Source organism: Actinoalloteichus spitiensis RMV-1378, from assembly GCF_000239155.1.
Taxonomy (GTDB): domain Bacteria; phylum Actinomycetota; class Actinomycetes; order Mycobacteriales; family Pseudonocardiaceae; genus Actinoalloteichus_B; species Actinoalloteichus_B spitiensis.
In genome coordinates this window covers 1-5,683 of sequence record NZ_AGVX02000524.1, presented here as the reverse complement: position 1 = coordinate 5,683, position 5,683 = coordinate 1, and the positions used below count along the sequence as shown (strand labels likewise).

6 protein-coding genes are annotated in these 5,683 nt (G+C 75.1%); 3 read left to right on the top strand and 3 right to left on the bottom strand.

What is annotated here, in order from left to right; translation table 11 throughout:
- On the top strand, window positions 1-903 hold a 903-nt coding region (locus ACTIDRAF_RS30220), incomplete at its 5' end, for an acetylxylan esterase (protein WP_016700666.1).
- A gap of 45 nt (window positions 904-948) precedes the next feature.
- Here ACTIDRAF_RS30220 and ACTIDRAF_RS30215 read toward each other — a convergent pair.
- The 3 genes from ACTIDRAF_RS30215 to ACTIDRAF_RS0220865 all read right to left on the bottom strand — a co-directional run bounded on the left by ACTIDRAF_RS30215 (window position 949) and on the right by ACTIDRAF_RS0220865 (window position 3,311).
- Window positions 949-2,241, bottom strand: a complete 1,293-nt coding sequence (locus tag ACTIDRAF_RS30215; protein WP_016700665.1) for an exonuclease domain-containing protein — start codon at window positions 2,239-2,241, stop codon at window positions 949-951.
- Window positions 2,242-2,583: 342 nt separating this feature from the next.
- A complete protein-coding gene (locus tag ACTIDRAF_RS0220870) occupies window positions 2,584-2,892 on the bottom strand; it encodes a winged helix-turn-helix domain-containing protein (RefSeq protein ID WP_016700664.1) in 309 nt (102 codons plus the stop codon).
- Window positions 2,889-3,311 (bottom strand): hypothetical protein, encoded by a 423-nt coding sequence (locus tag ACTIDRAF_RS0220865; protein WP_016700663.1) that lies wholly within the window; start codon window positions 3,309-3,311, stop codon window positions 2,889-2,891. The genes ACTIDRAF_RS0220870 and ACTIDRAF_RS0220865 overlap by 4 nt, the downstream gene beginning before the upstream one ends.
- 130 nt (window positions 3,312-3,441) lie before the next feature.
- On the opposite strand from ACTIDRAF_RS0220865, the gene ACTIDRAF_RS0220860 reads away from it, so the two are divergent.
- Both ACTIDRAF_RS0220860 and ACTIDRAF_RS0220855 read left to right on the top strand, forming a co-directional pair.
- Window positions 3,442-4,404 carry an aminoglycoside phosphotransferase/kinase family protein gene (locus ACTIDRAF_RS0220860; protein ID WP_026066340.1) on the top strand — a complete coding sequence of 321 codons (963 nt, stop codon included), beginning with the start codon at window positions 3,442-3,444 and terminating at the stop codon, window positions 4,402-4,404.
- Between the two features lie 630 nt (window positions 4,405-5,034).
- The gene (locus ACTIDRAF_RS0220855; RefSeq protein ID WP_016700661.1) at window positions 5,035-5,394 is read left to right on the top strand and encodes a hypothetical protein; all 360 of its coding nucleotides are present in this window, start codon (window positions 5,035-5,037) and stop codon (window positions 5,392-5,394) included.
- The last annotated feature ends 289 nt before the right edge of the window (window positions 5,395-5,683 follow it).

The following is a 5,683-nucleotide window of genomic DNA, read 5'->3' as shown; positions in this document are numbered from 1 at the left end:
CCCGCCGTGCTGCGCCGGTACCGCCCCGAGGAGTACGGCGCGCTGGCCGCCTACGACCTGGAGTTCTCCGGCGCCGGCGGGGACCGCGTCCGCGGCTGGTACCTGCGTCCCCCCGGCTCCGGGGACACGCCGCTGCCGACGGTGGTGACCTACATCGGGTACGGCGGCGCCCGGGGCCTGCCCTGGGAACACACGCTGCTGCCGGCCGTGGGGTACGCGGTCGTCGTCATGGACAACCGGGGCCAGGGCGGCAGGTCGATGGTCGGGGCGACCGGGGACCACCCGACCGGCCCCGGGGGTTCCGAGTACCCGGGGGTGATGACCCGGGGCATCGCCGACCCCGAGCACTACTACGTCACCCGGCTCATCGGCGACGCGGTGCGCGCGGTGGAGGTCGCCGCCGAGCTCCCCGGGGTCGATCCGGGGCGGATCGCGGTGCGCGGCGGGAGCCAGGGCGGCGGGTTGGCCCTGGCGGCGGCCGCGCTGGCCCCGGACCTGGTGCGGGTCTGCCAGGCGGACGTGCCGTTCCTCTGCGACCTGGCGCGGGCCGTGACCATCGGCTCCGAGCACCCCTACCTGGAGATCTCCGAGTTCCTGTCCCGGCACGACGACCTGGTGCCGGCCGCGCTGCGGACCCTGACCTACGTGGACTGCGCGTTGCTGGCCCGGCGGATCACGGCGCCCACCCTGGTGAGCGTCGGCATGATGGACACCGTCTGCCCGCCGTCCACGGTGTACGCCGCGTACCACGAGATCACCGCGCCCAAGGAGTTGGCGGTCTTCCCGTTCGGGTGGCACGTGCCGCCGGCCGGCCACACCGAGCGGCAGCTGGCGCACCTGCGGCGGTTCCTGGGCGCCGAGGGCACCGAAGCGGCCCCGGAAGCTGTCCTGACGGAACCCTGAACGGCCGTCGGCGCCTCGGGGCGGGCGTCGTCGGTGCCGCCCCGGTCAGGCGGCTCCCATCCCGGCCAGGAGCCGGGCGAAGCCGTCCTCGGTGACGATGGGGATCTGGTAGGCGCGGGCACGGCGGGCCTTGGTGGACATGGAGTCCGGGTCGGCGGCGACCACGAGCCGGGTCCGCCGGCTGACGTTCTCGGGTGTCACGGCCAGCCCGGCCGCCGCCGCGCGGTGCTGCCAGACCTCCCGGGGTTCGCGGGTGGCACCGGTGAACACCACCCGGTCGCCCCGGGCCAGGGTGAAGCGGCCGGGCCGGGCCACGGCCTCGGCCTGGACGGTGGCTGACGGTCGGGGGGCGCTGTCGCGGGCCGCCCGGTCGGCCTCGGCCGCCTCGGCGGCGGAGAGCCCGAGCAGCGCGGCGAGCCGGACCAGGCTGGTGGTCTCCCGTTCGAGCACGGGGGCGGCCAGCCGGCCGCTGGCCGGGAACGGGGTGGTGGTGCGGGCGAGCACGGAGGCACGCAGGTACGCGCGGTGCAGGTCGCGGGCGGTCTCCCGCCGCAGGTCCAGCCGGCCGGCCAGGTCGACCAGCGCGTCCTGTTCGGACTGGGAGATGACGTGGTCGAGCAGGGCGGTGTCCAGCAGGGCGAGGTAGGCCTCGGCGCTGGCCGGCTCCGCAGGGCCGTCGCAGTGGCCCTCGGGCAGGCGTTCGAGGAAGTGCGGTCGTTCACCGAGGGGCACCCGGCGGCGGCGCGTGTGCTCGGGGAGGTCCCACACCGGCAGTAACGGCCAGCGGGCGTTCTCGGCCCGGTCGAACAGGTCGGCCCACGGTTCGGGGCGGCCGGCGGCGCCGAGGTAGTAGCCGAGGAGCCCGGCGGCGGCCCGGGCGTCGTGCAGCGCCTCGTGGGCGGCGGTCTGCCGCAGGCCAACCGCCGCGCAGCAGGCGGCCAGCGACCGCCGGGAGCGGGGCAGGTACTTCTTGGCCAGCCGCATGGTGCACACCCCGGTCTCGGCGTCGAGGGGCACCGTCACACCGGTCCTGGCGAACTCGGCGCTGAGGAAACCGGCGTCGAAGGAGAGGTTGTGGGCGACGAGGACCCGGCCAGCGAGCTTCTCGGCGACGAGACCGGCCACCCGGTCAAACGTGGGCGCGCCCCGGACGTCGGAGGCGGAGATGCCGTGCACGTGCTGCGGACCGAGGTCCCGGTGCGGGTTGATGAGGGTGCACCACTCGTCGGTGATCGTCCCGTCGCGGTCGACGTGCAGGATCGCGATCTCGACCACCCGGTCGTGCAGGGCGGCCGCCAGCCCGGTCGTCTCGAGGTCGACCACCGCGTATCCGGTCACTGGGCACCATCCTCCCGGCGTTGTCGGGGTGTGCCGCGGTCGGGCCGCGCCCCGGTCCCATCGATGATCTCCTTCTCCTTCGATCTTGCCGGGAGGTCCGACACTTCCGCGTGTGCCATGCCGGTGACGTCGATCGTCACACTCTGCCAGCAGGGTGTGGGCGGCTGACTCCCGGCCCGGGCCGGGCGGTCCCCCGACCAGCGTGGACGGTCCGTTGTGGCCGGTCGTGGACACGGGTTCACCCAGCCCGGCGGGGGTCGTCGGACGACTCGCCCGGCCTCGGTCGTCCCGCAGGCGAACGGTTCCGGTGCTCACCGGCCCGGGGTGGCGGGGCCGGCCGCGTCACTCGGCGTCGAGGAGGTGGCGCAGTGCCTGCCGGTAGCCGAGGAAGGCCCGGCGCCCCCGGTCGGTGAGCGAGTACCACGTCCGAGGGCGGCGGCCCTCGTGCCCCTTGGTCACCGTGACGTAGCCGGCGCGTTCCAGGGTGGCCATGTGCTTGGACAACAGGGAGTCGCTGACGTCCACTGCGTCCCGCAGGTGGCCGAAGGCGACCCGGTCGTCCCTGGCCAGCAGCGCCATCACCGACAGCCGGACCGGGGTGTGGATCAGCTCGTCGAGGCGCCGCCGGTAGTCGGCGGTGCGCGCGCTCACCGCCGCGCTGCCCGCCAGGCGAGGACCAGGTAGGGAAGCGCGGGCAGCAGGCCGAACAGCACCGCCCAGGGCGTCAGGCCGCTGGGGACGACGAAGCGGTTCATGAGCAGGGCGACCAGGGCCAGTGCGGCGCTCGCGCACAACGCGGGCCGTTCGAGTTCCACGGTGCGCGGGTCGGCGCTGCGCAGGCGGGCCACGGCCAGGCCCAGCAGTCCCAGCACGAGCAGGGACGCGGGCACCACGAGATCGCCGGGGGCGACAGCCGGGGCCACCTTCAGCCCGGTGTAGAAGGTCGTGACGGCCGCCGCCATCAGCAGACACGACACGACGTATCCGCGACCGCCGGCGCAGGCCCGCCGGCCGGCGTCGCGCGCCCGGGCCACGGCGAGCGCCGCCGACAGCTGGTGATCACCGGTCATGGTCCCGAGCGTAACAAGCGGTTGAACGGGATTCAGGTAGTCGCGCGGGGGAGAACCGCCAACCTGATCCCGGTCCGGTGGTGGGTCGCGGCGTTCCTCCCGGGGCGCGGTGTCGTGGCACCATGACGCGGTGAACCCCGGAGACGGCAGCGCCGACCCCCAGTCCACGACGGCCCGCGCGGTCACGGCCGCCACGGAGGCCGCCCGCGAACTCGGTGTCGAGGTGACCGAGCCACGCGTGCTCTACCAGGCGTTCTCCGTGGTGGTGCACCTGGCCCCCGCTCCGGTGGTGGCCCGGGTGCCCACCGTGCTGCCGGCGGTGCCGAGCTGGAACCTGGACCTGCTGACCGCCCGCCAGCGCAACGAACTCGACGTGACCGCGTGGCTGGCGGAGCAGGGCGTGCCGGTGGCGGGACCCTCCCCGCTCGTGCCGAGGGAGCCGGTGCGCCGGGACGGGTTCTCGATCACCTACTGGCGCTACCTCACGCCCCTCCCCGACCTCGAACCGGACTACGCGCCGAAACCCGAGGCCGTCGCGGAGCTGCACGCGCACCTGCGCGGATATCCCGGTGAGCTGCCCTTCCTCACCACCTACACCGAGTTCGTGCCCGAGGCGCTGCGGCTGCTGGAGTCCCGGCCGGACCTGCTGCGCCCCGAGGACCTCGACCGGGCGCGCCGGGAGTGGGCGGTCCTGGCGCCGGTGGTGGGGTCGCGGGAGCGGTTCGAGGCGGAGTTCCCCGGGGTGGACCTCCAGCCGGTGCACGGCGACGCGCCGTCGTACAACCTGATCCGCGCCGAGGAGGGCACCGTCTACGCGGACTTCGAGCTGGTGTCGGTGGGGCCCCGGGAGCGGGACATGGCCCTGACCGGTGAGGAGGCGGTGGCGGCCTACGACGTGGCGGCGGCCCGGCACGGGTTGCGGCCGTTGGACCGGCGGGTGCTCGCGGTGGTGGAGAACCTGGGCATGTTGGAGGCGGTGTCCTCGCTGGCGCTGGTGGACCAGCTGCCGTTGTTGGCGGAGGCGTTGCCGCCGCTGGTGGAGCAGTGGCGGTCCTCGGAGTTCGCCGGTGGCCTCGGGCGGCGCTCCGGCTGATCCACGGTTCGTGCGGTCCCGGCTCCGGCGGGAACGGCAGACGGCGAGTGGTTCCGCCTCCGGGGGCCGGCGCCGCCGGGTGACCCGGCGGTGTCCCCGTCCCTGCCCGCCGCCCGTCGAACGGGCCGGGACGCGGTCGGGTGGGGACGGGCGGACACCGCCCACGCCCTGGCTGGGAGGGGTGTGCCGCTGCTCGGCGGAGCTGTCGGGGACGCGGCCGGGGGCACCACCCTCGCAGCGCGAGCGGACCTGCGGACGACACGAGCCGGAGGACGACGGGCGACCGGAGGCAGCCGGGTGGAGGTGGACGGCGGGATGTCCGCCTCGCGCGCGGGCTTGGGTCACTCACGGTCGAACGGAGGCCGGACGCCCGTCGGGGGCGAGACGCTCGGCCGGGCGGTGGGCAGGCGTCGCACCCCGGGCGCGCGGGCGGAAGCGCCGGCCCCGGGCGGGATGTGACAGTTCGTGCCGACAGTCGGAGGAACTTACTGCTCAGAGGAGTGGTTGACCCTCGTTGGAGTGGGATCATGTCGGGATCGCCGACGCAGGCACGAGAATGAACCCTTCGTGTCGCCCCCAGCGGGCTCGGCATCTCCCACGTCCGCCTACCAGGAACGAGGACGTCCCCTGATGACGACACCTGGACCGCTCTCCCGACTCCGTCCCGCCGCCGCGTTGGTCGTACTCGTCGCGGCCGGTACCGCCCTGACACCAGCCACCGCCGCCGCACAGGCACTCCCGCCCTACGGCGCGCCCGACGCGGCACCCGTCGTTCGCGCCGCCGAACCGACCGCCGCCCCCACCGTCCCGCTGACCTGGTCCGTACCGTTCGCGGTGGCCATGGCCACCGACGAGCGTGCCGAGGCGGTCCGGGTGGTGGGAGCTCTCCTCCCGCGCGCCGACGAGGACGCCGACTCCGCCACGCCGGGCCTGCTGGTCGCCCTCGCGCCCGGGCTGCCCACGCTGTTCCTGACGCCCGCGACCGACTGAGCACGTCCTCAGCCACGAGCACCGCCGCCCGCCACCCCGCGCACGCCGGGTCCGACCTCGCCGGGCACTGGGTCGCCGGTGAGCATGGGGCGCCGCTCGTTGCGGCGGTGGAGCTCCTGGTCGTGACCTCCCGCGCGGTCCCACGACCGCGTGGTGCCAGCACGGTCCCCCTGCCCAGGCCGGTGCCCCGGTGCGGCAGCGACCACGCCACGGGGGCGACAGCCGGGGGAACCTGGCCGCTCGTGCCCGTTCCCGCTCCTGGAGCGGCCGCCGGTTCCGGGATGGCCGA

Bases quoted from the DNA above. Each gene is read 5' to 3' on its own strand.
- ACTIDRAF_RS0220855 (WP_016700661.1), top strand. From the start codon at position 5,035: ATGACGACACCTGGACCGCTCTCCCGACTCCGTCCCGCCGCCGCGTTG.
- ACTIDRAF_RS0220865 (WP_016700663.1), bottom strand. From the start codon at position 3,311: ATGACCGGTGATCACCAGCTGTCGGCGGCGCTCGCCGTGGCCCGGGCG.